25 protein-coding genes and 3 pseudogenes are annotated in these 26,744 nt (G+C 57.8%); 18 read left to right on the top strand and 10 right to left on the bottom strand.

Features of this window, described 5'->3' with window-relative positions:
- The first annotated feature begins 36 nt into the window (after positions 1–36).
- Positions 37–1,209, top strand: coding sequence for an adenylate/guanylate cyclase domain-containing protein (locus C934_RS0105390; protein ID WP_018855683.1), 1,173 nt, complete (start codon positions 37–39; stop codon positions 1,207–1,209).
- 784 nt (positions 1,210–1,993) lie between these two features.
- Here C934_RS0105390 and C934_RS0105400 read toward each other — a convergent pair.
- A complete protein-coding gene (locus C934_RS0105400) occupies positions 1,994–2,866 on the bottom strand; it encodes a LysR family transcriptional regulator (protein ID WP_018855685.1) in 873 nt (290 codons plus the stop codon).
- Between the two features lie 82 nt (positions 2,867–2,948).
- Between C934_RS0105400 and C934_RS0105405 the strand changes: the two genes are divergently transcribed.
- The 4 genes and pseudogenes from C934_RS0105405 to pmtA all read left to right on the top strand — a co-directional run bounded on the left by C934_RS0105405 (position 2,949) and on the right by pmtA (position 6,229).
- Positions 2,949–3,863, top strand: a complete 915-nt coding sequence (locus C934_RS0105405) for a DMT family transporter (protein ID WP_018855686.1) — start codon at positions 2,949–2,951, stop codon at positions 3,861–3,863.
- Between the two features lie 391 nt (positions 3,864–4,254).
- Complete coding sequence (locus C934_RS33500) at positions 4,255–4,608, top strand: hypothetical protein (RefSeq protein ID WP_083929822.1); 354 nt, start codon at positions 4,255–4,257, stop codon at positions 4,606–4,608.
- A 498-nt stretch (positions 4,609–5,106) separates the two neighbouring features.
- Positions 5,107–5,561 (top strand): annotated as a pseudogene (panD, locus tag C934_RS33505) (aspartate 1-decarboxylase).
- A gap of 77 nt (positions 5,562–5,638) precedes the next feature.
- The gene (gene pmtA / locus C934_RS0105420) at positions 5,639–6,229 is read left to right on the top strand and encodes a phospholipid N-methyltransferase PmtA (protein ID WP_018855689.1); all 591 of its coding nucleotides are present in this window, start codon (positions 5,639–5,641) and stop codon (positions 6,227–6,229) included.
- A gap of 94 nt (positions 6,230–6,323) precedes the next feature.
- Here the strand turns inward: pmtA and C934_RS31630 are convergent, their stop codons facing one another.
- Positions 6,324–6,656, bottom strand: a complete 333-nt coding sequence (locus tag C934_RS31630; protein WP_018855690.1) for a DUF982 domain-containing protein — start codon at positions 6,654–6,656, stop codon at positions 6,324–6,326.
- A 1,057-nt stretch (positions 6,657–7,713) separates the two neighbouring features.
- Between C934_RS31630 and C934_RS0105430 the strand changes: the two genes are divergently transcribed.
- Positions 7,714–7,986 carry a hypothetical protein gene (locus C934_RS0105430; protein ID WP_018855691.1) on the top strand — a complete coding sequence of 91 codons (273 nt, stop codon included), beginning with the start codon at positions 7,714–7,716 and terminating at the stop codon, positions 7,984–7,986.
- 377 nt (positions 7,987–8,363) lie between these two features.
- Here C934_RS0105430 and C934_RS0105435 read toward each other — a convergent pair whose 3' ends face one another.
- On the bottom strand, positions 8,364–8,900 hold the full coding sequence (locus tag C934_RS0105435) for an Lrp/AsnC family transcriptional regulator (protein ID WP_018855692.1): 537 nt from the start codon (positions 8,898–8,900) through the stop codon (positions 8,364–8,366).
- Between the two features lie 101 nt (positions 8,901–9,001).
- On the opposite strand from C934_RS0105435, the gene C934_RS0105440 reads away from it, so the two are divergent.
- From C934_RS0105440 to C934_RS35035, 4 genes are all read left to right on the top strand, one after another.
- Complete coding sequence (locus C934_RS0105440; protein WP_018855693.1) at positions 9,002–10,465, top strand: aminotransferase class V-fold PLP-dependent enzyme; 1,464 nt, start codon at positions 9,002–9,004, stop codon at positions 10,463–10,465.
- Positions 10,466–10,487: 22 nt separating this feature from the next.
- Positions 10,488–11,366, top strand: coding sequence for an MBL fold metallo-hydrolase (locus C934_RS0105445; RefSeq protein WP_018855694.1), 879 nt, complete (start codon positions 10,488–10,490; stop codon positions 11,364–11,366).
- The gene (locus C934_RS0105450) at positions 11,335–12,153 is read left to right on the top strand and encodes a TSUP family transporter (RefSeq protein WP_018855695.1); all 819 of its coding nucleotides are present in this window, start codon (positions 11,335–11,337) and stop codon (positions 12,151–12,153) included. Before C934_RS0105445 ends, C934_RS0105450 begins: the two co-directional genes overlap by 32 nt.
- 472 nt (positions 12,154–12,625) lie before the next feature.
- Positions 12,626–12,868: a DUF982 domain-containing protein gene (locus C934_RS35035; RefSeq protein ID WP_018855696.1), complete on the top strand. Its 243-nt coding sequence runs from the start codon at positions 12,626–12,628 to the stop codon at positions 12,866–12,868.
- A 142-nt stretch (positions 12,869–13,010) separates the two neighbouring features.
- Here C934_RS35035 and C934_RS0105460 read toward each other — a convergent pair whose 3' ends face one another.
- Positions 13,011–13,499 (bottom strand): SRPBCC family protein, encoded by a 489-nt coding sequence (locus C934_RS0105460; RefSeq protein WP_018855697.1) that lies wholly within the window; start codon positions 13,497–13,499, stop codon positions 13,011–13,013.
- Entirely contained in the window at positions 13,499–13,834 is a 336-nt protein-coding gene (locus C934_RS0105465; RefSeq protein ID WP_018855698.1) for an ArsR/SmtB family transcription factor, read from the bottom strand. The genes C934_RS0105460 and C934_RS0105465 overlap by 1 nt, the downstream gene beginning before the upstream one ends.
- A gap of 147 nt (positions 13,835–13,981) precedes the next feature.
- On the opposite strand from C934_RS0105465, the gene C934_RS0105470 reads away from it, so the two are divergent.
- Complete coding sequence (locus C934_RS0105470) at positions 13,982–14,623, top strand: dihydrofolate reductase family protein (protein WP_018855699.1); 642 nt, start codon at positions 13,982–13,984, stop codon at positions 14,621–14,623.
- A gap of 160 nt (positions 14,624–14,783) precedes the next feature.
- Here C934_RS0105470 and C934_RS0105475 read toward each other — a convergent pair whose 3' ends face one another.
- Positions 14,784–15,800 (bottom strand): Lnb N-terminal periplasmic domain-containing protein, encoded by a 1,017-nt coding sequence (locus tag C934_RS0105475; protein WP_026371582.1) that lies wholly within the window; start codon positions 15,798–15,800, stop codon positions 14,784–14,786.
- Positions 15,801–16,165: 365 nt separating this feature from the next.
- The gene (locus tag C934_RS0105480) at positions 16,166–17,248 is read right to left on the bottom strand and encodes a LacI family DNA-binding transcriptional regulator (RefSeq protein ID WP_018855701.1); all 1,083 of its coding nucleotides are present in this window, start codon (positions 17,246–17,248) and stop codon (positions 16,166–16,168) included.
- Between the two features lie 249 nt (positions 17,249–17,497).
- On the opposite strand from C934_RS0105480, the gene C934_RS0105485 reads away from it, so the two are divergent.
- The 7 genes from C934_RS0105485 (at position 17,498) to C934_RS0105515 (ending at position 24,607) form a co-directional block, all read left to right on the top strand.
- Positions 17,498–18,472 carry an autoinducer 2 ABC transporter substrate-binding protein gene (locus tag C934_RS0105485; RefSeq protein ID WP_018855702.1) on the top strand — a complete coding sequence of 325 codons (975 nt, stop codon included), beginning with the start codon at positions 17,498–17,500 and terminating at the stop codon, positions 18,470–18,472.
- Positions 18,473–18,587: 115 nt separating this feature from the next.
- A complete protein-coding gene (locus tag C934_RS0105490; RefSeq protein ID WP_018855703.1) occupies positions 18,588–20,078 on the top strand; it encodes a sugar ABC transporter ATP-binding protein in 1,491 nt (496 codons plus the stop codon).
- The gene (locus C934_RS0105495; protein ID WP_018855704.1) at positions 20,071–21,087 is read left to right on the top strand and encodes an ABC transporter permease; all 1,017 of its coding nucleotides are present in this window, start codon (positions 20,071–20,073) and stop codon (positions 21,085–21,087) included. Before C934_RS0105490 ends, C934_RS0105495 begins: the two co-directional genes overlap by 8 nt.
- Positions 21,084–22,079, top strand: a complete 996-nt coding sequence (locus tag C934_RS0105500; protein WP_018855705.1) for an ABC transporter permease — start codon at positions 21,084–21,086, stop codon at positions 22,077–22,079. The genes C934_RS0105495 and C934_RS0105500 overlap by 4 nt, the downstream gene beginning before the upstream one ends.
- Complete coding sequence (locus C934_RS0105505; protein ID WP_442965917.1) at positions 22,076–22,930, top strand: sugar phosphate isomerase/epimerase family protein; 855 nt, start codon at positions 22,076–22,078, stop codon at positions 22,928–22,930. The genes C934_RS0105500 and C934_RS0105505 overlap by 4 nt, the downstream gene beginning before the upstream one ends.
- Positions 22,931–23,000: 70 nt before the next feature.
- Positions 23,001–23,648: a nucleoside triphosphate hydrolase gene (locus C934_RS0105510; RefSeq protein WP_018855707.1), complete on the top strand. Its 648-nt coding sequence runs from the start codon at positions 23,001–23,003 to the stop codon at positions 23,646–23,648.
- 89 nt (positions 23,649–23,737) lie between these two features.
- Positions 23,738–24,607, top strand: a complete 870-nt coding sequence (locus C934_RS0105515) for a D-psicose 3-epimerase (protein ID WP_018855708.1) — start codon at positions 23,738–23,740, stop codon at positions 24,605–24,607.
- A 419-nt stretch (positions 24,608–25,026) separates the two neighbouring features.
- On the opposite strand, the pseudogene C934_RS31635 reads toward C934_RS0105515, so the two are convergent.
- From C934_RS31635 to C934_RS0105530, 3 genes and pseudogenes are all read right to left on the bottom strand, one after another.
- Positions 25,027–25,268, bottom strand: a pseudogene (locus tag C934_RS31635) (DUF1348 family protein); the annotation flags it as partial.
- Positions 25,268–25,896 (bottom strand): annotated as a pseudogene (locus tag C934_RS31640) (pyridoxamine 5'-phosphate oxidase family protein). The pseudogenes C934_RS31635 and C934_RS31640, both read right to left, overlap by 1 nt.
- A gap of 97 nt (positions 25,897–25,993) precedes the next feature.
- Positions 25,994–26,744 (bottom strand): alpha/beta fold hydrolase (locus C934_RS0105530; RefSeq protein ID WP_018855709.1); only part of this gene is annotated, 751 nt, incomplete at its 5' end.

Genomic DNA, 26,744 nt, shown 5'->3' on the forward strand with positions numbered 1-26,744 from the left:
AGCCTATGGTGGATGCGCGATGATGGAGGATTTTTCGTGCAGGGTTTGCAGGAACTGATCGACTGGATCATCGGGGAGGGCCTATCCAGCCGGAGCGTCGAGCAGATCATGGAGGGACTTGGGCCAAGATTGGTCGCTTTAGGTTATCGGATTGTCCGCGCCTCGATTGCAATGCCGTCCATCGACCCGATGCAGAAGGGATTTTCGGTCGCGTGGTCGCCACACTCGGTCATGTCCGTTGACATCCAAGGGCATGATGACGCGGGACAGGAGATGTTCGAGCGCTCACCGATCTTCCATCTGCTGTCGAATAACCTTCTCTACGGCCGGTGGAGCCTGCCGGCGAACGAAACCAATAGCTTTCCGTTGTTCGACGAATTGGCACAGCTCGGCGCGACTGAGTACTTGATCAAGCTTGCGGAGTTTCCTGGAGAGACTGCCCTTGGTGGCGTGGGCTTCTCGATAGCAGTCGATGGACCCGGCGGATTTTCAGAACGGCAAATTGCAGACGTCGAACGCTTGATGCCCGCGTTGGCACTGACTTGCTGCCGCGTTGCGACCACCCGCGTTGCGACCGACATGCGAGCCGTCTACACCGGGACGCGAACCAGTGGTCGCATTCTCAGCGGACAGACCCGTCGGGGAGATGGCGCCTCGATATACGCAGCAATTCTGCTTGCCGATCTAAAGGACTTCACGTCCTTGAACGAGCGATGGCCACCGGAGAGGATTGTCGGCTGGCTGAACGAACACTTTGAGGCGATTGCCGGGCCGGTTGAGGAGAATGGTGGCGAGATCCTCAAATTTATGGGTGATAGCCTGCTGGCGATTTTCCCTGCTGACATCGACGATCCCTCCGAGGCTTGTGGCCGTGCGTTGTCGTCGGCTCGGATGGCCGTGAAAGCCAATCAATTGCTGAATGCAAGGCGCAACGATGAAGAGGAGCCGCAGCTGTTGGTCGATATCGCTCTGCACGTTGGCGAGGTTTTCTACGGCAACATAGGTGCCTCCCGCCGCCTCGATTTCACGGCGATCGGCCGCGCAGTCAACGAAGCGGCCCGGATCGAGAAAGTTGCAGATACGGTCGGCCACAACCTTCTGGCATCAAGGCCATTCGCAGCACAGGTACCGAAAGGGTTTAGGAATGTTGGTTCATTCGTGCTTAAGGGTGTAGCAGAGCCAGCGGACGTATACGCCTGGACGGGCTGATAGGGCTGACAGTTTATCGCCCATCTTCCGGGGTATGGCGATTGGCTTCCAAGTGAGAGCCACCCTAGATTGGCGGATGGATGACGTTCACACCAGGCCTGCCTTTGGGCCCGCTCAGTAGGCTGTCTGCTGTGGGTCGCCCTCCATTGGTCTGCTGAAGCACGAGTATCGCCTCACCGAAAACCTCCCGGCGCCGGAGTGTTCGAGCGTTTGTCGCGCGTGTCCTTTCCACCTCTGACATTTTGGTTGCGTCGGCTAGCGAAGCCTCGTTTTCCACCATGTCGATCAGCAGGTTGCGCATCACTCCGTTCTCTTCCCGCAGGCGGTGCAACTCGGCGCTTATTGGGGATGTCGACAGCTTACGCTCAATCGTTTCCTCAATTGCCTTTTCGACCAACCGGGTCTTTGCGGCGTAGAAACGTCCGACGAAGTATGTGCTGGTTAAAACGCAAAAGGCGAGGACGAGAGTTAGGTATAGCATCGTCAGGCTCCAATCATCACTTTGAGATTGTGATTTTGAACGCCGTTTTCAATAAGGCGTGGCAATCGCTGGGAGGCAATCGGTGCTCTGACCTGCTGTGACCGGGTGGTCGCCGTCATCACAAAACTTGCCCCGGAAACGACCATGTCTCACACGCTTCTTGAGGCTTTGGTCAACAGGCAAGCGGGTCCATCATGTCATGGCTATCGATGGTCCTTCGATCAAGTTGTGGTTAAACAATCCAGCCCCATCGGAAAAAGCCGCCATCGCGCCCTCTCGGGGCGTCAACCAGGGACAATAAAATCAAGGCTGGAAATTCAACACTTGAAGGACCTCGCTGTGCATAGCGTCGACCGCCGCAGAGCGCTTAGAGCCTTTGCTGCGAACCAAGGCTACCTCCATTTTAGGCAGCTCCGGCAGACCATGGCGAGTATCCAGTAACTTCAAATGACTGGGAACGCTGGATCGTGCGAGCGCGGCAACGGCCAAACCTGCCTCTACTACCGCCAACTGCCCCGTTAGGTTATGTGAACTATAGACGACACGGTAGTCACGCCCAAGCGCCGCGATGCCTGCCAAAACTTCGCCACGGAAGCGGTTTCCCAATTCGTGCAAAGCCAAGGGCAGCGGGTTTTTCCGCCACGCCTCATGCTGGTCTGACGCAACCCACACCAAGGGTTCGTAGAAAAGGAATATGCCGCGATTTGGCTCCCCTCGGGTTGCCATATCGCGTGTCACGAGTGCCAAATCCAAATCACCACGGTCGATCCTTGGCAACAGCGAACTCGACGGTTCGCAAACGACTGATATTTCAACCTCAGCGAAACGGTTGGCGAAGGTCCGCAAAATTGGCGCGAAGTAACTCGCGACGTAGTCGTCAGGGACACCGACGGCGACCTTCCCAGAAACCGTTGATCCGCGCATCGCGATCTGGGCGCGGCCGTGCAATTCGATCAGTTGTCGGGCGTAAGCGAGTAAATCGAAGCCGGGAGGCGTCAGAGACAGGTGGCGTGGCCCCCGGTTTAGCAAGGAACTCCCTACGCATTCCTCAAGCTTCTTGAGTTGCATACTGACTGCCGACTGGGAACGGGAAACCTGACGGGATGCTGCCGTGATGGAGCCCGTGTCGACAACTGCCACGAAGGTTCTAAGCCAATCAATCTGCAGATCGTTCATCTCATCGGCAATTCGATTATCGAATGATACGTGTAACAGATATTCGCTTTTCTGGATATCGATCCAGCGCCATTATTTTCCAATGAACACACGGGGTCTCACATCACTTGCAACATCTGCCGGTTTGACCGTCCCGGGTGACGCGCGGGAACGCCAGGGCACGATCCTTTTGGTACTCGGCGGGCTGATCCTTGGGACGGTCGGCATCTTCGTGCTCCAGGCAAACCAAGACCCGCTCACTACGGTAGCATTTCGATGCTTTTTTGGGTTTCTTGCTCTGCTTTCCTGGGGCGTGTTGAGTAGGCGGTTGGCTGAAATCAGGCTGCAGGCACGGGACCTACTCGGCGCTGTCGCGACGGGCGTACTGATGATTATTAGCTGGGCGCTCCATTTCGCAGCGATTCCACGTACGTCAATCGGCGTTTCCACTGTCGTATTCCACATCCAGCCATTCTGGACGATGGCGCTCGGTGCGTGGCTTCTTCGGGAAAAGGTGTCCCGAAAGCAGGTGGGCGCGGCGCTCTTGGCATTCGCGGGATTGGTGCTGACGACCGACGTGATGGGTACGGGTGCGCGGCATCAAGAGTATTTCTATGGATTGCTGATGAGCCTGTCGGGCTCGTTGGTCTACGCCTGGGTTCCATTACTGACGAAAGTGATGAGATCCGTAAGCTCGTTCGCCCTCGCTTGGTGGCAGTGTCTAGTTGGCGCTGTCCTTACATTTTGGTGGCCAGTTCTACACGGGTGGCCCAGCCATTGGGACACAATAGCCTGGCTAGCAGGGCTGGGTGCGATCCATACGGGTCTTGCCTATGTCGTAATGTTTGCCGGGTTTGCTCGCCTAAGCACCGGTCGAACTGCCGCACTGCAGTTTGTATATCCCATGACGGCTTTTGTGATCGATTGGAAGATTTACGGCCATTCGCTTTCACTCGTTCAAATGTCCGGACTTGCTTTGATGGGTATTGCAATCTGGTCTGTCAAAAGCAGCCGCTAGGTCGAGAGCTCGGTTAGAGCTTTCATCGTTTCGACATCGGATTGCGGTGATGCGGTGGATCACGGCCCACAGCAGGCAGGAGAGGGCAGTCGCGATCACACGTAGCGAATGCTCCTCTCGCCTCATAGAGCCTGCGTTCGGAATCGCCCCACTCGGACCGGAACTCATGCTGGAATACCCGCCGCTACCGCGAACGAGCAGATGCTGCCGGAAGCGCTTTCTCTGCTCGTCGACAGCTTAGAGGGTGGCGAAAACCTCGGGGTGGAACAAGCTTTTACCGCCCGGCTGGTCCAACCGGATCCCGAAGCTCTTTCACACAGGGTACGGGAATTGTTCGTTCTCCATCTTGGGCGTAAAATGCGATGTTCTGAACGATCGGGGGAAGGGTCAGATGACCGCGTCGTCGTTCACAATGATAGCTGCAACCATCCTCATCGGTGCAACGTCGAGTATTTCTTCCGACGCGCACGACGCCGAATCCGGCTGGACCTACCCTCCAGCTTGCTGCAGGGGGCGTGGCCAGGGTGGCGACTGCGATGCTATTCCGCGCGAAAGCGTTCGAAAGATGCGCGGTGGCTTCTCAATTATCCTGCATCCGGGCGACCACTTCCTCGCCAAACGACCACACACGTTTTTCGTGCCCTACGGCGACGAGTTGCCTTCGGGAGACGGGGAGTTTCATGTCTGTCTCCACCCTAACGAAGATTACCTCAACTGCTTCTTCGCACCACCCCAGAGCATCTAGCAAAGCGCACCTCTGCTTGCTGAGGGAGGGCACCCGAGCCTCATGGTGGTCGGGTGCCTTCATCCTTCGACACCTCGAAGAACAAATCCTTCAAGAGCCCTCTGGATGGCTTCTTTGGCCTTCCCTGAACTTGCGATAGGTGGATCCATAGTGGCGGCCCAGTTACGCGGGATCTTGCACATGTCTCGATGAGGGCGTGAGGCGAGGTCAACGATCAACGCTCGCTCGAACGGAAAGTGTTTCGAGTTGCTGAACGGCAAGCAAACTGGCGCAAGCCGACTAGGCGCGTTGACATGCGCAATAATTGCCCAACCGTACCAAAACGACATACTCTGGCCTGTTAACGACGCCTCCAATCCGATAGCACCCCCTTAATTAGCTGGTTGGAAGTTATTTTCTTGAGTCTCTGACGCGAGCCTCCAATTTCCGACGGCTGCTTTAGAGTGCCTGACAGCCGACAGCGGACGGAGCGGAAAAGACCGATAGCGAAGGGGCAAAATGCGAAAATTGGTGGCCGGGAAGCTCCATGGGATCCATGTGACTGAGGCAAATCTCAATTACCACGGATCGATCACACTCGACCCCGCTCACTGCGAAGAGGCCGGGATCCTTCCGATGGAGTTTTTGAAATCTGGAACAAGAACTCCGGCGCCCGCATCTCCACATACGTCATTTTAGGTGCGCGTGGATCCAGATGCTGTGTCCTAAACGGTGCCGCCGCCCGCACATGCCAGCCTGGGGACCAGATTATCATCTGCAATTCGATCTATCTCGCCGAGCACAAGATCACGGAACTCAAGCCCAAGGTTCTCACCTTTGACGCCCAAAACAACGTCGTCGACAGACTGACCTACTCGGTATCGTGCGACGAAGACAATCATTACCGGTTCGAAATTCTTGACGACGACGCGAAGCCCCTCTCCGTGCCACTGCTCGTGTCCGGCGCCTCATAAAGATGTTCACAAGCGCATTTTTGCCTCGCAGCTGACAGCTCGTGATGAGGCTTCGTAACGAATGAAGGGACAGTTCAATGAGTATGCGGAAGCGTGTCGGACTTAAATTCAGGGATGAAATTGCTTTCCTAAAGGGTTGGAAACGTGATCGAACTGCTGTCGGTGCAATTGCGCCGACCTCCGCCGTGACAGCTCGAAAGATGGCTAGCGTTGTGCATCCCGGTTCTGGGCTACCCGTACTTGAACTCGGTCCAGGCACAGGCGTGATTACCAAAGCAATTCTGGCACGCGGTATCGCACCACAAAACCTTACCTCCATCGAGTACTCGCCAGACTTCTGTCAGCATCTGCGAAGTCTTTTCCCACAGGTCGATATTCGATGCGGCGACGCTTTTGCACTCGACCTAACGCTGGGTGGGAAACGAGCCGCCAAGTTTGATTGCGTCATCTCCGCCATCCCGCTTTTGCACCTGCCTGTGGATCGGAGGCTAGCACTCGTCCTCGATCTGTTGGAACGCGTCCCCGTCGGGAGACCGGTTGTTCAAATAACCTACGGCCTATTGTCCCCGGTCGTGGCACTTCCCGCCGGCTATGAGGTGCGCCATTTGGCGTTCATGGTACGAAATATTCCTCCGGCCCAGCTTTGGATTTACCGGAAGATTCCGTAGGCTTATGGCGTTGTCCGGCGGTTTATGACCTGCAGCGGTAGCGTGCACAGAGCAACGGAGTGTACCGTCGGGGCTAGCCCGATCTTGGTCAGACTTATGCGGAATGAACCCCTTTCACTAACGAAGCGCCTCCTTCCACAATTGAAGACTGCTCGTCGCAGATTGGTGGCACGACGGCGATGACCGGAATATTTGCTTCTGCGGCAGCACGAATCAACGCGATCCGCGCCTCGTTCACCGAGCAGGTCCCAAGGTGCGCATCCAGGCAAATCTTCGCAGCCGTCAGGTATTCCTCGCCGTCAAAGGAGGGCCAGGCGGCAATAAGAACTTCAGCCATTTGCCGAAGCGAACGGATCTGCCTGTATTTTTGTTGACCATGGAACACGAGGAACAGTGGAGCGAAATTATCGGATTTGTGCCAGTTCATTACACCCAGCCTCCCAACCGCAACTTACATTAGAGACCATGCAATTTCTGTTCCGGGAGGCCCGGGGAGCGGCATATAAGATCCGAGAGGAGCAAAGATCGACGTCACCATGGAACTCGGCTTTTGCGGTATGCGCGGCTCGACGCTAGTCTAGTCATCTACTGTCCTCCTTAAGAGATCGGAAGGTCCCAAAGCGCTTCCACACCGTTGCATCGAAATGGATAGTCGAGGCGGCACCAGCAAGATGGCTGGCGGCTAGAAGCAAATCTCTGGCAGCAAGAAGCAAAAGTTGAAGACGCGCCAATCCAGCTCTTGGTTCCGTCCTCTGGCGCTTTGCTCAGAGCTGCAAATTCGCGCTCCAGACCGCGATTGGCAAGGAGGGCCAGCATATGGTTGTGAGCCAACTCGATGAAAGCGGCGGTCACCTCTTCAACATTCCATCCTTGCCAGGATCGCGGCGTCGGACAGGGCCGAAAACGCAGCTTCCATGTGCTCCTGACAATGCCGGAAACGGTCTGGATTGCCTTCGGAAGATCGGGGCACCTCTCTTCGCGAAGAGAATGGAGTCGGTCAGCGCGTCGTCAAGGTTACCGTGGCGGGTTGGTCTCTCCAATGGAGACACTAACGGCATCGGACAGCAGCCTCTTCCTTGGCGGGCGTAGAGAAAGGCTGGTATTATCTGACCTTGTCGTTGCGGGGTCGGGAGGACGGTGCGTTGAAAGATCCGAAATCGAAGGACCTTGGCGAACCGGGCGACGATCCTGCCTATCGCCCGATCGGATTTAGGGCGATTGCCGCCGCGTTCAGCGTTCGCCGACCATCCGCTTCGTCTCGGCAGGATATCGAAGTCCCCCCGGTTGGGTCCTTCCTGCCATCTGGATTTCATTCGCCACCAGACGACTGATCCTGCGTGTGGATTTCATCACGAACTCGGTGACGTGGAACTCGTCATCCCACCGCCACCAATTCACACCAAAGCAAAAACAGGGCACAGTAGCTTTGCGCGATGGAGCGCGGCCCCTGATCCGGCCGCCGTCGTCGTCGCAGGGAGGATGCCATGCCGACGATTATTGGCTATCACAACATCACTAAGGGCGCGAAACACTGGCTCACCTCACCAAAGCGGGAGGAGTTTTTTGGTCCGCTCGGGGTTACCAACATCCGAACGTTTGTTGATCCTCAGGATCCCACTCGCGTGGCGTTGATGATGGACGTTGCGGATATGGATGGCTTGCAGGCGGCGATGCAGAGCAAGGCCGCCGCCGATGCGATGGCCTTCGACGGGGTGGTGCCGGAGTCTCTGGTGATCCTCGTCGAATCGAAGGGGTAATCGCTTTCCCGGAACAGGCTCTCCTTGCGTGCCTGTTCAACTTCGCTCACCGCCGGACGTCCAACCGACGGCTGGCGGACGCCGCCCTTCTGGCAACGCCTTGTATCTCCCCGCGGCGGGCGAGACAGCCCAGGGTGTGCGACTGAGTTTGGCGAGACCCGGGACGGACCCGGCGAGGAGTTGAGCGGCACCCTCCTGCCGCTTTCTGCAAGGCGGTCGGTGTCGAAGGAGAAGCAGGTTGAGCCCGTGTCGCTGCCTTGCACCCCCCAAAATGGAATTCCCTTGCGGTCGAAAATGTTGATCGTTTTCTTCGTCCACGGGGATGTTTGCGGTGAGAAAGCAACACCGGCGGATGGATTCAGACCGTTGCTGAGGCACTAGAGGCGGTCACGCGTCGGGGTAGCTTTCGGCGGGGTGGATCCCGGGGCCCTGGAGGTCAGTTTTCTCAACTCGACCGGCCGATTGTTGATGATCGCTTCCATGGAAAAGAAGCCTGTCACCGTTGCAAGGTCGAAGTTCGTGATCAGTTTCTGATAAAATGCGTCGTAGCCGGACATGCCTTTGGTGATGACCTTGATCAGATAGTCCCAATCCCCGCCGATCCGATAAAAGTCGATCACCTCCGGCAGGCCCTCGACATGCGCGCGGAATCCTTCGCTCCATTCCTTCGAATGGTGACGCGTCCGGATCATCACGAAAACAGTCAGGTCTAACCCCAGCGCCTGGAGATCGATATCGCAGTGTGCGCCTTTGATCAGGCCGATGGAATGAAGGCGTTGCAGTCGCCGCCAGCATGCATTTTGAGACAAGCCGATCTTTTCCGCGAGATCTCGCTGCGAGAGATTGGCATCGTGCTGCATCGCACTCAGTATCTTCATATCAAAATCGTCAATTTTTGTAGATTCTTCGTTCATTCGATATGTCTTTTGCAGAACTTAGCGAAAATTAGGTGACTTTTTTGAGCCTGAAGGAGGATACGATCGGTGTCAACGCCCCGAGGCGAAGGAGAACGATCGTGGACTTTGCACAACCTGCGGCGCGACAGACCGAATCCCCAATTTCCAGATTTCGCCGAAGTTTGAAACGCAATCGCCTCGTGGACAACCTCCGGGAAGGACTGGTCGGATCGCATGCGACGATCGACGGGCCGTACGGGGCGAAGGAGCTGGTCTACGCAGACTACGTTGCATCCGGTCGCGCGCTCCACCAAATCGAGCGTTTCATCCTCGATGACATCCTTCCCTACTATGCCAACAGTCACACGGAGGCTTCCTACTGCGGAGGATTCATGACCCGTATGCGCCGGGAAGCACGCGCGATGATCGGGGAATTCTGCGGGGCGAGTGAACAACATGCGGTAATTTTCACGGGCTCAGGCGCGACGTCTGGCATCAATCGCCTCGTCAAGCTCTATGGCATTGCCGAGGCGGTCTCGGCTGGTAAGCACGTTCGCATTGTTGTCGGCCCTTACGAGCATCACTCCAACATCCTGCCCTGGCGGGAAAGTGGTGCGGAGGTTGTCGAGATCGCCGAGGGTCCATCGGGCGGACCTGACCTGTCGCTGCTGACAGATGCGCTCGAGCACGGTAACGCCGATTTGGTTGTGTGCACGCTGTCTGCTGCATCAAACATCACCGGCATCACCAGCAACGTCGCGGCGATTACTGCGATGGTCAAGGCTGCTGGCGCAAAGATGATTTGGGACTATGCGGGGGCCGGTCCCTATGTGCCGATTTCCATGTCCCCTGCCGCCGATGCGGAAATCGACGCGATCGTTGTTTCGCCGCACAAGTTCATCGGTGGCCCAGGTGCCTCCGGAATCATGATCCTTCGGCGCGACGGGCTTTCGACGAAGAAACCGACCTGGCCGGGTGGTGGCACGGTGAGGTTCGTCTCGCCGCAGACGCATGATTATAGCGACAGTCTCGAATCGCGCGAAGAAGCCGGTACACCGAATGTGGTCGGTGATATCCGTGCGGCCCTCGCATTCATCGTCAAGGATGCGATCGGGGCTGATGCGATGACGATGCGCAATCGCGAGCTAGCACGACGTGCACTCCACGCCTGGAAGGACGTCCCGCAACTGGAGTTGCTCGGTCTGTCCAATGCCGACCGGCTGCCGATCTTTTCCTTCAGAGTGAGGAACGGGAAGGGCGGCTACGTCCACCAGCAACTGGTGACGCGAATGCTCAGTGACCGCTTCGGAATCCAGGCGCGCGGTGGCTGCGCTTGTGCCGGGCCTTATGTCCACCGACTGCTGTCGATCGATGAACAGCAGAGCGAGGAGATCAGACAGGCCATTCTCTCGGGAGATGAACTAAAGAAGCCCGGCTTTGTCCGGCTGAACTTTAGTGTGCTGCTACCAGACGAGAAGGTGCAGTTCATTCTCGATTCAGTGGCGACAATCGCAACTGACGCGACGACCTTCGAAAAGGATTACGACGTCGAGCCGAGCCGAGCGATCTTCTTTGCGCGTTGAGCAGCACCAGAGGGCAGCCCCCATGCAAAAACCTGAGGTCGCCGGATTTTACGACCCGCGCACTGGCAGTATCCAGTATGTCGTCTCGTGCCCCAAAACGCGAAACTGCGCCATCATCGACCCGGTGCTGGATTTCGATGAGAAGTCCGGCACGACCGCTTCGATCAATGCGACCATCATCCTCGATTACATCGCGGGCAACGACCTGAAGCTCGAGTGGATCTTGGACACGCATCCTCATGCGGACCACTTTTCGGCAGCCAGTTATCTCAAGGCAAAAACCGGAGCGCCGACGGCGATCGGTGAGCATGTGACGGCAGTGCAGCAGATCTGGAAAGATATCTACAACTGGCATGATTTCGCATGCGACGGTTCGCAATGGGATCGGCTCTTTCGTGATGGTGACACATTCAACATCGGCGAGCTCGAGGTCCGCGTCATGCATTCGCCCGGCCATACCCTGGCGTCGATTACCTACGTCGTGGGCGACGCAGCCTTCATCCATGATACACTGTTCATGCCCGAGAGCGGCTCCGCCCGCGCTGATTTTCCGGGCGGCAGCGCAGCCAGCCTGTGGCAGTCAATCCAGGACATCCTGAGCCTGCCGGAGGAGACGCGCCTGTTCACCGGCCATGACTACATGCCGCAAGGACGTCAGGCACTTTGGGAAAGCTCGGTTGCAGATCAGCGTAGGAAGAACCCGCATGTCGCCGGCCAATCGCGAAGTGACTTCATCGCCTTGCGGGAAGCCCGCGACAGGATCCTGCCCATGCCAAAGCTTATCTTGCACGCGCTGCAGGTGAATATACGGGGAGGGGAACTGCCTCCGATCGAGGAGAACGGCCGTCGTTATTTAAAAATTCCCCTCGATGCATTTTCCGGATCGGCGTGGGGCGCGTAACAACGTGGATGGCAGTCTCCCGCAACTTATGCTTGCTCTCAGCTCAGGATCATTGATCGGCTGTATTCTCGGTTTGATTGGGGGAGGCGGATCAATCCTCGCCACGCCGCTGCTGGTGTATGTTGTCGGAATGCGCGATGTACACACCGCGATTGGCACAGGGGCTCTCGCTGTTTCGGCCAATGCGTATCTCAACCTGGCCGGCCATGCGGTGAAGGGTCATGTCTGGTGGCGATGCGCCTTGATCTTTGCGATCGCCGGATGTCTCGGTGCCTACCTGGGTTCCAGTCTGGGGAAGCTCATCGACGGCCAAAACCTGCTCTTCATGTTTGGCCTCCTGATGATGCTCGTCAGCTTCATGATGCGAGGGACGAGGAGCCGAGCGGATGTTACCGAGCAGTCGCTGACGATACGGACACACGGGAAGACAAGCCTGATTGCGCTTTTTGCCGGCGGATGTTCCGGCCTTTTCGGAATAGGGGGCGGTTTCCTTATTGTGCCCGGTCTCCTCGTCGCAACCGGCATGCCTCTCATAAACGCGATTGGAACCTCGCTGCTCGCGGTCGGCACCTTCGGATTGGCGACGGCCGTGAACTATGCCGCGTCGGGTTTTGTCGATTGGCTTACTGCGGGCTATTTCATTCTAGGTGGCATCGGTGGCGGTATCATCGGCACGATTGCCGCCACGCGACTGGCGAACTACAGGAACATCCTCGCGCAGGTCTTCAGGTGGGTGATATTTTGCGTCAGTCTGTATGTTCTCTGTCGAAGCTACGCGGCATTCTAGCAACGAACAACCAAGACATGACGACAGTTGAATGCAAAGGCGGCAACGCCGGATGACTGCTCACGGGCCAGAAGCTCACTCTGGACGGGCCCGAGAACTTGCTAACTGACACGCGCCAAGGCGTCCCTCCCGCAGCGCCATTCCGACAACCGACGCGTGGGCAGTTTCCGGTGGCAGCAGACGATCCACCGCCTATCAACAGGATAAACACAGCCTAACCAATTCAACAGGCAGGAGACTCTCTGCTTTTGCACCACTGCTACCTGGACCACGTAGGGAGAAGACCGGGAACAGGTTAGTATCTGCTGATCATTGGATGGGGCTGGGTAGCACACGAGGCGTGGGCGGTCGGCGACACTTCTCGTCGGCTGTCCGCGCCCTCGCGGCAGCATCTCGTGACCGCTCTAGGGGTCACGGAACTCTTCCACGAATTGCACGTTTGCCCGTCGCCAGAGCCAGTAGGGAGATCGTCATGTCAATCGTCAAGTGGGAGAAGCCCGTTCAAATCTCGGTGGGCTCGCGAGGTAGCGAATTCGTATCGAGCGCCTTCGATGCCGTCCTGTTTCTGAAAGATAGCTGGGAGGACTGTGAAACGCTGTCCTTCCTGCAGGCGCGAAATGCCTGCCGAGGTGCCCTTGCCGGTCGCGTCGACGCCGAAGTCGCGCGTGCAAAGTTTCTGGAAGCAGTAACCGCGGCCAAGATGCGCGTGCACTAGCCAAGGATTGACGTTAGGGAATCTCCCGTCAAACGGGCCCTCCATGGCTGATTTCCTTCCGGGCCCATTGTGGTCATTGTCTCCGGGCAAGGCTTGTAGCAGCCTCAGTCAATGGTGACCTAGGGACTGATAGGCCAAACGCTCAGCGGTCGAGCCATGCTGCCAGGCCATCCAGGGTTTGCAGTCCGTATTCGACTGCGCCAAACCCGATAACAATCCGACGCCGTACGGGGCTGGGGTGGAGCTGGCGCAAGGTCAGCACGGTTTTGCCGTCGGCCTGCTCATCGAAAGTCACCGTGACGCGGAAGCGGTCGGGGTCGTCCGGGTCGGGTGTGCCATAGTCCATCACGATCCGCTCGTTCGGCACGATCTCCAGAAAGCGCATCAGATTCGGGAAGCGCTGCTCCTGGCCCTCGAACACGCCCACCATGTCGAACCGCCAGAGCCCACCCTCACGGATATCGGCCTCATGGCTCTCGATCCTAAGGCCGGCCGGACCGTACCATTCGGCAAGCGCCGTGGGGTCCATCCAGGCGGCAAAGACCTTGTCACGCGAGTGATTGAGCAGCTTCACCAGCACAATTTCTCGATCAAGCGACCAGGTGTCAAACAGGGTTGCCATGGTCTTCATCAATCAACCTCTCCCGCTTTGTCCAGGTAGACCTCCAGACGATCCAACCGCTCGGTCCAGCGCCTGCGCTCCGCTATCATCCAGTCCGCCGCCTCGTCGAAGCGCGCCTGTACCAACCGGCACCAGCGGCTGCGCCCGCGCTTCTCGCTGGCGATCAGTCCGCAATCTTCCAGTACCTTGAGATGCTGGGCGAAGGAGGGCAGCGCCATGTCGAACGGCTCGGCCAGAACGCTGACCGGCACCTCGCCGTCAGCCAGCCGTGATACGACCGCGCGACGCGTCGGATCGCTGAGAGCGTGAAAGGCAAGGTCGAGTGGGGTCGAATGATAGGGCATGCGAATTGTTAAGACGCATTGGAATGGCGGTCAAGGACAATAAGGCACTTGCCTTAGTGTAACGATCAATTATAAAGGCATCTGCCTTAGTATCGATGCCCTGGCTTGGGGCGGGCTAGGGTGCAATCATTCGCAAGGAGAACTCACATGGCAGTTCGTGTCGATCTCATGATCTCGCTCGATGGTTTTGCGACCACGACGGATCAAACGCCCGAAGTCCCGTTCGGGGAGGACTGGCCGCGCCTGGTCGGCGCATATGTGGCAACGCGAACTTTCCGTGAGCGCGTGCTCAAGGATACCAGCGGAGCCGGGACCATCGGCGTCGATGACGACCACGCGAAGGAATATTTCGCCAATGTGGGCGCCGAGATCATGGGCGCCGGCATGTTCGGGCTCCACAACTTCCCCGACGATCCGAACTGGTGTGGTTGGTGGGGCGAGGAGCCGCCCTTCCGAGTTCCGGTCTTCGTTCTCACACACAAGCCTCGCCCCTCCATAGAAATGGCTGGCGGTACCACTTTCCATTTCCTCAATACCACTCCGGTTGATGCGCTCCAGCAGGCTGTTGCGGCGGCGCGCGGCAAGGATGTGCGGATCGGCGGTGGGCCGACTGTTGTTCGTGACTTTCTGAGAGCAGGTTTTGTCGATCGCCTTCACGTTGCAATTGCGCCGATCCTGCTCGGTCGCGGGGTACGCTTATGGGACGATCTGCGCGGTCTGGAGACTGGCTACGAAGTCAAAGCTGAAACGGCGCCAAGCGGAACCATCCATCTTACCTTCCAACGCTGACCGCTAGCCTGTAACTTGGGAGATCGCGGCCTCACGCATTCTTCCCAAGCAAGGAGTGTTGTCTCGCTGGCAAACCTGCGTCACCGCGACGTGAAGCTATTCCTCCTTTCGAGGTTTCGGCAGCTTCCAGGCGCGATCGAAACAATGGCACGTCTCTCGCTTATTGCGGATCCGCCGGCGGTGGCGAAGGTACGCCGACGCGTATCGACTTTGAGAAGTGCGGCGACAATGCGTCGACCCGCGCCCGCTGGTCAATATGAGCGGCGGTTCTTAGGTCAGCGAGCGACGCTGACATATCCAACGCCCCATGATCGTAGGCGTAGTCCGGGAGATAGCCATTGACGATGAGACGCCAGTCGAAGGGGACGGTGCCTCCGACCACGCGCATCATCTTGACGACAGTCGTCGTGCAATTGCTCGTAAGCGAGTTGTAGAAAGCCGGCGTCGCGGCAAGGGCATTGGCGTCGGCAACATACTCGCGCAGGAGCGCACGTGCCTGTTCGGGGGATGCTTTCAGGCGGTAGATTTGCACATCTTCGCGCCGGACGTTCGAACGGACGCCCACGACATCCCGTTCGTCTGCTGCGATGATCACCAAAGGATTGCTTTTGAACAAATCGGCGACGGGCGAGAATGCACCTCCAACCCGGCGACGGACTTCGATCGACCACGCAAGCTGCTCGCCACCTTCAAAACCAAAGCTGAAAATCACGTGGGCAATCTCTGGCCCGGCCCAATAGGACATGAACAGGTCGATCGTCCGAAGCTTACTCATGTCGTAGGTGCGCGTCGTCCATCGCTCGAGGAAGTCAGTGCTGCCATGCCACTCGAAATCCCGCACATTTGTCAGTGTCAGCAGGTCGCCGTTGAATTCGCCTGTGACCTGTCGAGCGACATCGGGTGCCCAGGATGCATTCTTGAGGGGCTTGATCGTATGCCACCAAACCAGGACAAGTGCAAACGTCGCTGCGAATATGACGACGGCTTTGAAACGCCACGGGCCAAACAATCTCGTGATTGTGAACAACCCAAAAAGAGCGAATAGCCCGGCTGCAAAGCCTCTGGCCAACTCCGAAACGGGAAGGCGATACCACAATGCAAGTGATGCCCATGTAACGGCTATCGCTATGAGGATTGCGAGTAGAACAGCGAGAATCGCCCACCCTGAACGACGCAATTTACTCTCCTCCCGTTTCAATTGGTGCAGAAAATCTCGGTGCAGCACACTAGCCGGCGAGATCAACAAGACGCCACAAAGAGCTTATTGCGACCGCAATTCGTACCGGTCTTACCACATGCTAGGGTATCCGTTTGTTCAAATGCTTTCTGTTATGGGCACCGTGCGAGACGTTGCATCGCCTGGTAGCGAGGTCGTTCATCTCAGTGCATTAGCCCCCATGGCGGCAATTGTCGCAAGCCAGCCAGGCCCATGTCTGCTTTCCTCGAACGGCGGCTTCGCACCAAACGTGGCCTTTGAAGGCGGCACCCGTCCGCAAAGCGTGGCGAATTCTCACCTCCTACGGATCGAGACGTTTCACCACGTCATCGACGCGCGAGGTCATGTACCGCAATCGGATCCTTCAAAGCGTCGAGCGGCCCTTCCAACGCAGTTCGCGGCGGAACCAACTGTGGCTCGATCATCACGAGCTGTGGGTTCGTGTCCTGCTCTTCTAAAAGCTCGAAGCCTCTTTCGAGCATATCAGCTGTGTTCGGCCTGATCATATAGACCGGAAACGGCAAAAATGAACCAAACGGATCATAGTCGAAACATCCGACCACGATATCTTCGAATGCTACCCCGTCGTGGCGGCTCATGAAGCGCAGCAACCCCTCGAAATTTATGGACGAGTTAATGAAGAAGCAGCGCGGCAGCCTGCCATGGCGTTCGAAGAACCGCTCGAAGGCAAGCTGTGTCATGCCCGGCGAGTATCCCGTGGTCTCGATATCGCCCTCGGTATCCACTCCAAAAATAGATCGCTTCACCGCATGAAAGCCCAGGATGCGATCGCGGCTGGCATGGTCGTCGCGGCCGCCAAACATGAATACGTCCTCAGCGCCGAGTGGCCCCATTCCTTCAGCGTGGCGGATAATTGCCGAGGTCAGCGCTTCTGCACCTCGTCGGTTGTCCGAGATCACCGACGATGCGTACTTGCCGGGAAGGTCGATATTCACGTGCGGCAATCCCGCACGGGCGCACACCTGATGGACGCCGTCCGGATCAGTGGCGCCTGCGATAAACAGCGAATCAATCGAATACGCGATCAACGACTCTACGGTGCGCCGTTCTTCCTCAGGATCGCGCCGGCCGGAGACGACCACCGGCAGTAGTCCGCGCTTGCGTGCCTGTGCCTCGAAGGTCTGAGCCATCGAGGAAAAGAAGCGGGTGTCGTAAACAGGCAAGAGCAGTCCGGCCAGTCCCGAGCGGGAACTTCTCAACGCCCGAGCCTGGCGATTGGCTGTGTAGCGATGCGCTTTTGCGAGCGACAGGATCTTTTCGGCTGTTTCTTCCGATATCCGTCGCTTCCGCCACGTGCCATTGAGGACGGAGGCTACAGTCGAGGCGGTTACGCCCGAGATCACCGAAAGATCGTAAATTGTTGCTTTCTTTTGCTCTTTTTCCGTCATTCGCAGACTCCTCCACCGCTCCGTTTCTCTAGATCAATGGTCCTCTTGACGAAAGTCCGTTCCGTGTTAATGTTATTGCACCATCGATGGTGCTCAATTGCAAGAGCGATTGTGCGCGATGGCAAGTCACTTAGAGGAGGTGACAGGGAGGAGGTTCCGATGGTCGGAGCCGAAACGTTCAACGCCGGAACGCTACCGTTCCTGTGAACGGATCTTGCTTGTCAGCACTATTGGAGGAGGAAAGATCCAATGAGAAAACTGCTCGCCGCAACGCTTGGTCTGTCGCTTGTACTTCTGGCATCCACCGCCTTCGCTGGTCCGAAGATCGGCGTCGTCGTTAAAATCGGCGGCATCCCGTGGTTCAATGCCATGGAAGCTGGGATCAAGGAACAAAGTGCCAAGCTCGGCGTCGAAGGCTTTATGGTTGGGCCGACCAGTGCAGACCCGGCACTCCAGGTCCGCGCCATCGAAGATCTGATCGCGCAGAAGGTTGATTATATCGGCGTGGTGCCGAATGACGCGAAGGTACTGGAGCCGGTTCTGAAGAAGGCGCAGGAGGCCGGCATCAAGGTCATCACGCATGAATCGCCCAAGCAGGTCGGTGCCGACTGGGATTTTGAACTCGCTTCGGCCAAGGGCTTCGGCGAAGCACATGGCAAGCTCCTCGCCGAGAAGATGGGCGGCAAGGGCTCCTATGCGGTGTTCGTCGGATCCTTGACCGTTCCGCTGCACAACGCTTGGGCCGACGCGGCGATCGCCTATATCAAGGCCAACTATCCCGACATGAAGCTGGTGGGCGACCGCTATGGTGTTGCCGAAGACGTCGACAAGAGTCGCTCGACTGCTCTCGACCTTATGGCGGCCAATGCCGATCTCACGGGCTTCCTGGCATTCGGTTCGCAGGGTCCGATTGGCGCAGGTCGCGCAGTGGAAGAGCGCCGTAAGGACGGAAAGGTATTCGTCATCGGCCCGTTCTCTCCAGGGCAGGGAGCAAAGCTCATCAAATCAGGTGCTTTGACGGGCGGCTTCATGTGGAACCCGAAGCAGGCTGGCGAGGTCTTCGTGACGCTTGCCGACCGAATTTCCAAGGGCGAGACGCCGAAGGCTGGCGACGACATTGAGGGCCTTGGAAAGATCAATCCCGAGGGCAACACCATCATCGTCGACCAACTGCTGGCCATCAACAAGGACAGCATCGACAAGCTCGTTGGCATGGGCCTTTAATCCTCCCGGGACCCACGCCCTGGGGTCGCGGGGACATATTCCCCGCGACCCCCTTACGGACAATGCAAAACCTGGGGCCGACCGCTGAAGCAGCGGTTGAACAGGAGGATATGCCATGAGCGTCGAACCGCTGCTTTCACTCAAGAACATCAAGGTCACCTTTGGCGGCGTACGCGCGCTGAAGGGTGTGTCCTTCGAGGTAAACCCCGGAGAAGTCCACTGTCTCGCTGGCGAGAACGGATGCGGCAAGAGCACGCTCATCAAGGTGATTACCGGCGTCTACAAGCCACAGGACGGTGCTGAATTTTATTTCGACGGCAACCCGATCTCTGCCATGACACCCACTCTGGCGCAATCGCTCGGGATCCAGGTGATCTGGCAAGACTTGGCGCTGTTCGGCGAAATGAGCGTCGCCGAAAACATAGGCTTCCAGTATGCAGTCAACGGCAAATATGGGCTTGTCGACAAGCGTGCCATCGAGGACGCGGCTGAAAAGGCACTCGCTCGCCTTGGGGTGAGCATCGACATTCATCTCCCACTCAAGGAGTTGCCGATCGCGCAGCGCCAGATCGTTGCGATAGCGCGCGCCCTTGTGGGCGAAGCCCGGCTCGTCTTCATGGATGAGCCGACGGCGTCGCTGACCCAATCGGAAACCGACTATCTCATTGACATCGTCCGCAACCTTTCCGCTTCAGGAGTGGCGGTGGTCTTCGTGTCGCACCGTCTTGCGGAAGTTCTTGAAATATCCGACCGAATGACCGTGCTCCGCGACGGGGCGCTTGTTGGTGTCTTCCCGGTCGAGGGGATGACGCAGTCACGAGTAACCGAACTGATGACCGGCAGGAACTTCGACAGTTCCGTTGTCGCCACCGATCACGACAACGAGGCGGTCGTGCTCTCCGTGCGCGGACTGACGCGAGCCGGCGAGTTCGAGGATATTTCGTTCGATCTTCGCCGAGGAGAGACGCTCGGGATCACCGGTCTTCTCGGAGCAGGGCGCACCGAGCTAGCTCTTACGCTCTTCGGGATGCACCGCCCACAGGCGGGCGAGGTCACCATCGAAGGTGAGCGGGTCAGGTTCGGTTCCAATCGAGACGCCATTCGTGCTGGTGTTGCCTACCTTTCGGAAGACCGCTTGTCGCTTGGCCTCAATCAGCCACAGTCGATCGCCGACAACCTTGTTATGGCATCGCTTGATAAGCTGCTGTCCGGCGGGATGATCTCGCCGGCCAAGAAGGCGAGTGTTGTCAGCCATTGGATCTCGGCGCTCGGCGTCAAGATTGGAACGCCAGACGACCCGATCCGGACTTTGTCAGGCGGCAACCAACAACGCGTGGCGATCGCCAAGTGGCTCGCGATCGGCCCGAAGATTCTCATCCTGGACGCCCCAACCGTAGGCGTCGACGTCGGCGCGCGAGCGGGCATCTTCGACATTGTTCGCAAGCTTGCGGCTCAGGGGCTGGCGATCATTCTGATCTCCGACGAGCCGCCCGAGGTCTACTTCAATGCGGACCGCATCATTCACATGGTCGAGGGCAAGATCCACGCGACCTATGATCCGCGACAGTTGTCGCTCAGCGAACTGGAGTCTGCCGTCTATGCGTAGGCTGATCCTTGGACACACAACCGAATTCACACTTCTGGCGGTCATGGTCGTGCTTTGCATCGGGCTGTCTTTTGGCACCGACCGTTTTCTTACGATCTCGAACGCTTTTGATGTGCTGAACGTCTCGGCCGTCAACATCATCTTTGCCGTCGGACTTCTAGTCGTCTTGATTTCTGGCGGGATCGACATCTCCTTCGCCGTTGCCGCATCGGTGGTCCAATACGTCACGGCGCTTGCGCTTGGCGCACTGGGTGGCGGCAACTGGGCGGAAGGCTTCATCATCGCGGGGGCGGTTGGGATTGGCCTCGGGCTGATCAATGCCGCATTGGTCTACCGGCTTCACATCATCTCGATCGTAGCGACGATCTCGACCTTCAACATCTTCTTCGGACTGCTGATGTTCTTCACCAAGGGCGTGTCGATCTACGATCTGCCGGAATGGCTGACGACGCACGTCGTGTTCTTTGAACACGAGATGGCCGATGGATCGTGGGTCGAACTCACACTTCCGGTGGTGGTGATGATCCTCTGCTGCTTTGCGACCTGGTTTATGATCTCGAGGACGACGATTGGCCGCCAGCTTTACGCTTTCGGCGACAATCCTGAAGGAGCTCGTCGCTTCGGGATCAACATCGGCGCCATGCACTACATCTCCTTTGGATGGCTTGGCCTGATGGCTGGCATCGCCGGCCTGATGCAGGCTCACTACGCCGAGGAAGTTGTTCCGAATGCGCTTTACGGTCGCGAACTCGACGTCCTCGCCGCCACGGTTCTCGGTGGTGCGCGGCTGGGTGGCGGTAAGGGATCCGTTATTGGCTGCGTCCTCGGCGTCCTGATGGTTTCGATCACGCAAAACGGTCTCAACCTGATGGGCGTGTCGCCCTTCGCGTTCAAGATGATCGTCGGCGCAATCATCCTCATCGCCATCACGCTCTCTTCCGCGCGCATCGACAAGCTTCTGCCATTCCTCGCGAAAAGCAACGCCAAAAGGGGGAGCTCGCACTCATGAAAGCCATCGCTCAAAAGTTCAACGCCACCTTCGGCGCGGATATGACCGGCCCGGCGATCGCATTCTTAGCAGTGATGGTGATCTTCGGACTGGCCGCCAATAACTTCATTTCGTCGGCAACCTTCGGATCGGTGGCATTCCAGCTTCCCGAACTCGGGCTTCTGACGCTCGCGATGCTGCTGCCACTTTTGACCGGCGGGATCAACCTCTCGGTGACGTTCACCGCAAACCTATCTGGACTGGCCGCCGCCTGGGTCATGCAATCGTACGGCGGCGTAGATGCCTCGCCGAGTGCATTCCTGCTGGGCGTCCTTGCCGCGCTGGCGACGGGCGGCGCCGCAGGCCTCATGACCGGCGCTGCCATTGCCTACACGCGGGCCCACCCGATCCTTGTCACGCTGTCGATGATGATCTTCTTGCGCGGGCTTGGCGAGTTCCTCACCCGAGGCGGCGACGTGTCCGGGTTTCCGAGCTTCATCGCTCCTATCGGACACGGGTCGATCTTCGGATTTCCTATTCCGCTCTTGATTTTCATAGCCTGCGTCGGGATTTGGCAGCTTCTGCTGACGCGCTTCAAGCTCGGCTTCGGCCTGCTGATGATCGGCTCAAATATCGAGGCGGCTCGATACTCCGGCCTGAATACGCGTCGCATACTGATGCTGGTCTACACGCTGTCGGGTCTGATGTGCGCCGTCGCAGGTGTGATAATGCTCGCCCGCTTCAATTCGGTCCGCGTCGGCCACGGCGAGTCCTATCTGCTGATCACCGTGCTTGCCGCGTTTCTCGGCGGCATCGATCCGTTCGGCGGTTTCGGTCGCGTATTGCCGGTCTTTGTCGCTCTCATCGTGCTCCAGCTCCTTTCGTCGGGTTTGAACCTGATGGGTGCAAACCAGCATCTGGCAACGGCGCTCTGGGGCGTGCTGATGATCGTCGTCATGGCGGCAAGAACTATCGTTTCAACGTACATCGCATCACGCAGAAAGAAGGGATGACCGTGCAAGGTTTTGGAATTCACGCGAGCATGTGGACTATGAACTGGGACCGCGCAGGCGCGGAGCGGGCCATTGCCGGTGCTAAAAAGTACAAGATGGAATTTATCGAAATTCCACTTGCTGACGCGCCGTCGGTCGATGCCAAGCACACTCGCGATCTTTTGGAAAAACATGGCCTGCGTGCAGCATGCTCGCTCGTACTGCCGGAAGCGGCATGGGCCTCGGTAAGGCCGGACGCCGCCATCCGTCACCTGAAGGTGGCGATAGACAAGGCGGCCAAGATGGGCGCCGAGGCACTTACGGGCGTCACCTACGGCGGTACCAACGAACGCACTGGAGCTCCTCCGACACAGGCAGAGTACGACAACGTCACGCGTGCGCTCGAGGCGGCCGCGAAGCATGCCAAATCCCAGGGCATCCAGTTCGGCGTTGAGGCCGTGAACAGGTACGAAAACCATCTGGTCAACTCGGCCGAACAAGCCGTGGCTTTGGTCGAACGCATCGGTGTGGACAACGTGTTCGTCCATCTCGACACGTTCCACATGAACATCGAGGAGAAGGGGGCCGCAAACGGCATCCTGGCCGCGCGCGATCACCTCAAATACATGCATCTTTCGGAAAGCGATCGCGGGACCCCCGGTGCAGGCAACGTGCCTTGGGATCCGATCTTCGCCGCTTTGTCGGCGATCGGCTTCAAGGGCGCGCTTACCCTGGAGAGTTTCGTCAGCATGCCGCCGGAGATGGCCGGCGACATATCGACCTGGCGGCCGGTTGCGCGTGACGAGGAGGAAGTCATGGGCAATGGCCTCTCTTTCGTGCGCAACAAAGCCGCACAATACCAACTGGCATGACTTCGCAATGGTCAGCGCCCTCAACGGCGTTGGTAGCGGAAAAGTGCGAAGTGGAAATGGGAGGAAATCCTTGAGCAAGATTGAAGGAAACGCGCGGAAGATCGCGAAGATCGCGGCGCAACGCTTCAACGAAAGCAACGGTCGGAGAGTTCTGATAGCCGTAGCGGGCGCACCCGGTTCAGGTAAATCCACGCTCGCGGAGCGCGCCGTGGAGATTATCAACAAGGATCATCACCTCAACGCAGCCCTGTTTCCGATGGACGGATACCACTATGACGATGTCGTCCTGGAGCAGATGGGGCGCCGGCCTTACAAGGGGGCAATCGACACCTTCGATGCTCATGGTCTGCGTCACATGCTCAAGCGCTTGAAGGCCAACGAGGACGACGTCGTTGCCGTTCCGGTATTCGACCGCTCTATCGAGATCGCGCGGGCTGGCGGCAATCTAATTCCCCGGTCGACGAACATCATTGTCTGCGAAGGCAACTACCTGCTGGCGCGCCAGTCGCCCTGGGACAAGTTGAAGGAGATTTTCGACTTCACCGTATTCGTCGACGTGGACGAAGATCACCTGCGGCAGAGACTTCAGAACCGCTGGCGGAGCTACGGCCTCGATCCGACGGAGATCAATCGGAAGGTCGAAGAGAACGATCTGCCGAACGGACTTGCGATCGTAGCGGGAAGCGCCGAGCCGGACCTCCGCATCGAGAACAACTGATCCGCGAAGGCCGACCGGAGGTAGCTGCGGTCCGCCACTGCCAACCCCGCCAGGGACATTCGGCGGGATCTTCTACATTGGAGACTCCTATGAAACACGGAATTTACTACTCTTACTGGGAACACGAGTGGAGCGCAAAATTCGGCCCCTACGTCGAGAAGGTAGCCAAACTCGGCTTCGACGTCATCGAGGTAGCTGCACACCATATCAATGAATACAGCGACACCGAACTGGCAGAAATCAGACAGACCGCCACGGACAATAACATCGTCCTCACGGCCGGGATCGGTCCTTCGAAATCCAAGAATCTTTCATCACCGGACATTGCAGTGCGTCAGGCGGGAAAAGCATTCTTCGAGCAAACGCTTACAAACGTCGCAAAGCTTGACATCAAGACGATCGGCGGCGCGCTGCATTCCTATTGGCCGGTGGACTACTCGAAGCCAGTCGACAAGGAGGGCGACCGGGCTCGCGGAGTCGAGGGTATTCACGGCATTGCGGATTTCGCCGCCAACTTGGGAATTAACCTCTGCATCGAAGTCCTGAACCGCTTCGAGAACCACGTTCTCAACACCGCCGCAGAGGGTGTCGCATTCGTGAAGGATGTCGGGAAGCAGAATGTTAAAGTGATGCTTGATACCTTCCACATGAACATCGAGGAGGACAGCTTCGGCGAGGCGATCCGCACCGCCGGCCCGCTACTCGGACATTTCCATACGGGTGAAAGCAACCGTCGAGTGCCCGGTAAAGGAAGAATTCCTTGGCACGAGGTCGGTCTGGCACTTCGCGAGATCAACTATACCGGCGCTGTGGTCATGGAGCCGTTCGTAAAGACTGGTGGAACGATCGGATCTGATATCAGGGTCTGGCGCGACCTCACCGACGGCGCAGACGAAACGAAAATGGACGAGGATGCTCGAAACTCTCTGGCATTTTCTCGATTTGTACTCGGCGGCTGATCTTGGCGGTGGGTTCAGCCCCTTGCATCACTGCCATAGATGCAAGAGGGATCCGAATTGGAGACCTCAGAAGATTGGCGAAACTCGGGCCACAAGGGCCGCCGTGTGGCGTCATCGCCACTTGAAAGGAGCACAAACCAATACCCCTGCGCGCGAGCGCAGGGCAGCTTCGAGCATGTTATATGGCTATACCGCTCCCGGTTTCCACCACACGGGACCGGCAAGCCTCGCTCCGTTTCGTGTGGATCGAGACCAAACAACTCGGCGAGGGCACCGTCCACGTGCACGAGATCGGCCCTTATATCCCACGCGAACAAGCCAGGTTAGGCATTCGTTCACCCGATACATCTGTGACGAACTGCGTCCGGCACAAATGGTCCTCTAAGCGAACATCGCCGTCAGGCCCTGTGAGGAGAGCCAAAGGCGAAGCGAACCGCGATACGATTGTCGGTAGACGCCAAGGCTCCTTGATCAGCCTGTATTCGAGCTCGCGTTGCCATTTCCGGGTTAGAAAGCCAACGATCGCTTCGCGGCCGGTTACAAATTCCGAGCGGTTGCGCCACTGGCTGTCCTTGCTATAGGCCAGCGCTACCTTTTCGGGGTTCAGACTATTCCAGCCATCCTCGGCAAATCGAGGCAAAGGTGGTCTTGTGGCGTCCATTATTTTACTCCCAAGGCGGCGGCGAGCCGGGCACGCAGCTGTGCATTTTCCGATTCCAGTTCAGCCAGTCGCTCGCGCAACGGGGTCACCGCTTTCTCCACCTCGCCTTCGGTGTAGCGGGGAGTGATGTGCTGAGGGCAATTCCAGTCGAAGGCCTCCAGGCGTAGCCGTAATATCCGCTCGGTCTTCGCCCGGTAGCCGCATCGAAAACAAGGTCGGTCAGTGCCGGGTCAGCATCGAGTGCCAGCGTCTCGACATGCATATAGATCTTGAGACGGGCGCGTCGCGGATAATCGACTAAAAACATACAGGCCCGGTCGTTTGCGGCAAAGTTGCCGGTGCTGATATATTGGCGGTTACCCCGGTAGTCGGCGAAAGCCAGCGTCTTGTTGTCGACGGCTTTGAGAAAGCCCTGCGGCCCACCGCGATGCTGGACATAGGGCCAGTCGGTTTCCGACACAGAGGCGATATAGAAGCTGTCTCGTGCCGCGATGAAGGCAAGTTCACTCTCGGTGAAACTATCAGACGCGCAATGGTGCTCGCCTAACCATATCTGATCAGCACCCATTTCAGCTTGAGCCTGTCGCACATTCGGAGTGATTGCAACTTCCAAAAAATGGTAAGGCATGGGGTGAGCTCCCAAGTTCGAAATATAGTATCCGCTATTCAGCGGTGCGACCTCGATTTGGCGGAGCTTCGGTCACACCGCCGGCGACCATGGCTAGTCACTTCTTGGCGACGTTGCGATCCAGGAAGTCGTTGATAAGGGGAGCAGCGACATCCAGCTTTTCTTCGAGCAAAAAATGACCTGAGTTCAGGATATGGATTTCTGCATCCGGTAGATCCTTGAGGTAAGGATGAGCGCCTGCCTCGGGAAAGATAAAATCGTTCTTGCCCCAGACGATGAGCGTGGGTGGCTTGCGCTCACGAAAGAAACGTTGGAAGTCAGGATATAGCGGCACGTTGGTTCGGTAATCGTACAGCATATCGAGCTGGATGTCCTTGTTCCCAGGGCGATCCAGAAGGGCTTGGTCGTGAACCCAGTTGTCCGGGCTAATGCGCGACACGTCTTCCATGCCGTCGGTGTACTGGAACTTGGTGGTTTCGAGCGTGAGCAAGCCGGAGAGCGCTTCGCGGCTCTTTGCTGATCCATCGGACCAGTAGGTCTTGATGGGATCCCAGAATTCCTTCAGTCCTTCATCATAGGCATTGCCGTTCTGGATGATCAGGCCGCTGACCCGTTCCGGATGCTTCAGCGCCAGGCGATAGCCGACCGGCGCGCCATAATCCATGACGTACATCGCGTAGCTCTTGGCTTCCAGACGAACCATCAGCTTGTCGACGATGTCGACGGTCGCGGCAAACGTATAGGCATACGTACTGCGATCGGGAGTGGCGCTTTGCCCGTAGCCCGGATAATCCGGCGCGACGACATGGTACCGGTCTGCAAGAAGCGGAATCAGATTCCGGAACATA

The sequence above is a fragment of the Rhizobium sp. 42MFCr.1 genome (assembly GCF_000377185.1).
GTDB classification, from domain to species: Bacteria; Pseudomonadota; Alphaproteobacteria; order Rhizobiales; family Rhizobiaceae; genus Rhizobium; species Rhizobium altiplani.

Excerpts from the sequence above, each read along its gene's own strand:
- C934_RS0105400 (WP_018855685.1), bottom strand. The coding sequence starts at position 2,866 with ATGAACGATCTGCAGATTGATTGGCTTAGAACCTTCGTGGCAGTTGTC.
- C934_RS0105405 (WP_018855686.1), top strand. The coding sequence starts at position 2,949 with ATGAACACACGGGGTCTCACATCACTTGCAACATCTGCCGGTTTGACC.
- C934_RS33500 (WP_083929822.1), top strand. The coding sequence starts at position 4,255 with ATGACCGCGTCGTCGTTCACAATGATAGCTGCAACCATCCTCATCGGT.
- pmtA (WP_018855689.1), top strand. The coding sequence starts at position 5,639 with ATGAGTATGCGGAAGCGTGTCGGACTTAAATTCAGGGATGAAATTGCT.
- C934_RS31630 (WP_018855690.1), bottom strand. The coding sequence starts at position 6,656 with ATGAACTGGCACAAATCCGATAATTTCGCTCCACTGTTCCTCGTGTTC.
- C934_RS0105430 (WP_018855691.1), top strand. The coding sequence starts at position 7,714 with ATGCCGACGATTATTGGCTATCACAACATCACTAAGGGCGCGAAACAC.
- C934_RS0105435 (WP_018855692.1), bottom strand. The coding sequence starts at position 8,900 with ATGAACGAAGAATCTACAAAAATTGACGATTTTGATATGAAGATACTG.
- C934_RS0105445 (WP_018855694.1), top strand. The coding sequence starts at position 10,488 with ATGCAAAAACCTGAGGTCGCCGGATTTTACGACCCGCGCACTGGCAGT.
- C934_RS0105450 (WP_018855695.1), top strand. The coding sequence starts at position 11,335 with ATGCATTTTCCGGATCGGCGTGGGGCGCGTAACAACGTGGATGGCAGT.
- C934_RS35035 (WP_018855696.1), top strand. The coding sequence starts at position 12,626 with ATGTCAATCGTCAAGTGGGAGAAGCCCGTTCAAATCTCGGTGGGCTCG.
- C934_RS0105460 (WP_018855697.1), bottom strand. The coding sequence starts at position 13,499 with ATGAAGACCATGGCAACCCTGTTTGACACCTGGTCGCTTGATCGAGAA.
- C934_RS0105465 (WP_018855698.1), bottom strand. The coding sequence starts at position 13,834 with ATGCCCTATCATTCGACCCCACTCGACCTTGCCTTTCACGCTCTCAGC.
- C934_RS0105470 (WP_018855699.1), top strand. The coding sequence starts at position 13,982 with ATGGCAGTTCGTGTCGATCTCATGATCTCGCTCGATGGTTTTGCGACC.
- C934_RS0105480 (WP_018855701.1), bottom strand. The coding sequence starts at position 17,248 with ATGACGGAAAAAGAGCAAAAGAAAGCAACAATTTACGATCTTTCGGTG.
- C934_RS0105485 (WP_018855702.1), top strand. The coding sequence starts at position 17,498 with ATGAGAAAACTGCTCGCCGCAACGCTTGGTCTGTCGCTTGTACTTCTG.
- C934_RS0105490 (WP_018855703.1), top strand. The coding sequence starts at position 18,588 with ATGAGCGTCGAACCGCTGCTTTCACTCAAGAACATCAAGGTCACCTTT.
- C934_RS0105495 (WP_018855704.1), top strand. The coding sequence starts at position 20,071 with ATGCGTAGGCTGATCCTTGGACACACAACCGAATTCACACTTCTGGCG.
- C934_RS0105500 (WP_018855705.1), top strand. The coding sequence starts at position 21,084 with ATGAAAGCCATCGCTCAAAAGTTCAACGCCACCTTCGGCGCGGATATG.
- C934_RS0105505 (WP_442965917.1), top strand. The coding sequence starts at position 22,076 with ATGACCGTGCAAGGTTTTGGAATTCACGCGAGCATGTGGACTATGAAC.
- C934_RS0105515 (WP_018855708.1), top strand. The coding sequence starts at position 23,738 with ATGAAACACGGAATTTACTACTCTTACTGGGAACACGAGTGGAGCGCA.